The organism is Corynebacterium meitnerae (assembly GCF_027570075.1).
Taxonomy (GTDB): domain Bacteria; phylum Actinomycetota; class Actinomycetes; order Mycobacteriales; family Mycobacteriaceae; genus Corynebacterium; species Corynebacterium meitnerae.
In genome coordinates, this window is the sequence record NZ_JAKMUS010000037.1 from 1 (window position 1) to 1,143 (window position 1,143).

Annotated in this window: 1 protein-coding gene; it reads right to left on the reverse strand. The window is 54.9% G+C overall.

Annotated features, from left to right (window positions below):
• Positions 1–62: 62 nt before the first annotated feature.
• Positions 63–1,143, reverse strand: a 1,081-nt coding sequence (locus L8U60_RS10715; protein WP_269966353.1) for an IS1249 family transposase, incomplete at its 5' end; no start/stop codon positions are given.

Genomic DNA, 1,143 nt, shown 5'->3' on the forward strand with positions numbered 1-1,143 from the left:
GGCTTAAGGGACATTTCGTGTGGATTTGCGGCGTGTCGCACTAAGGGACATTTCGTGTGGATTTAGGGGCGTCCGGCCCAGCCTTTTCTTATGCCTAAGCTGGGGTTCCATTCGTTGTCGATGTGGATGTCGTATGTGGCTGGTCGTCCGTCTGGGTGGCCGCGTCGTGTGAGTTCTTCTCTTGCCCAGGCTGCGCGTGCTGCTTTTTCTCCTTGGCGTCCGAAGTCTTGTTGCTTGGCTAACTCCAGTGGCGCTACCGGGTCTTCGGTGTGGGTGTAGAGCCACCAGTCCATGGTGATGCGCTGATGCTCATCGAACATGCCACGATGGTTTCCTGCTAGGTCTTTGAGCTGTTTGTTGATGCCACCTTCCAGCAGGTTCGTGGTGGCTTTTAAATCTTGTGTGACACCTTCAGGCGGGTCAAGGAAGGTAAATAATTGTCCGGCGTGGATGAGCTTTTCTAGCCGTTTTAGAGCCCTGCGGGCGTTGCGGTGGGTGTACCACCATTTCTGGTTGGGGCTGACCCATTTCGGTACTTGGCCTGCTGGTATAGCACTGCGGTAGGTTCGCTCTTTAAGCCAATCGGCAAAGGTAATGCGGGTGTGGTGGACTGCAGCTGTAAACCGCGCAGCATCGTCGGGATTGCGTACTTGGACAAGCATGTAGCCCAGTTTCCGGATTGCTTTATGCGCTGGGTGAATCGGGTTGCGGCTGATATCAGCGAAGGTGTTGCGCTGGACGTGAACTAGGCAGCGCTGGATGGCAACGTCGGGCCATTTAATGCGCAGTGCCTTGAGTGCTCCGCCTGCCCCGTCGGTGGTGACGATGAGTGGTTGCGCGATTTTGTCGAGCAGTTTCAGGTACTCGTATGAGCTTTCACGCAGGCACCAGTGCCAGGCGATGACGTGTGTTTCGGTGCAGGCTACCAGCAGGCATTTCTTGTGGAAGTAGGTGCCGTCGATAAAGACCTGGTCGTAAACACGATAGGGGTCAGTAGACGTGGGCACGGTGATAAACCACAGCAGCTTGAACCACCGGGTCAAAGTCCGCCTTGTTACCCCAAGGCGTTTGGCTAAATGGTCTGCGGATTCGCCAGAAAGAATCCAGTCAATAAAGATTTTGAAGTGCCGAATCTCGCTGGTG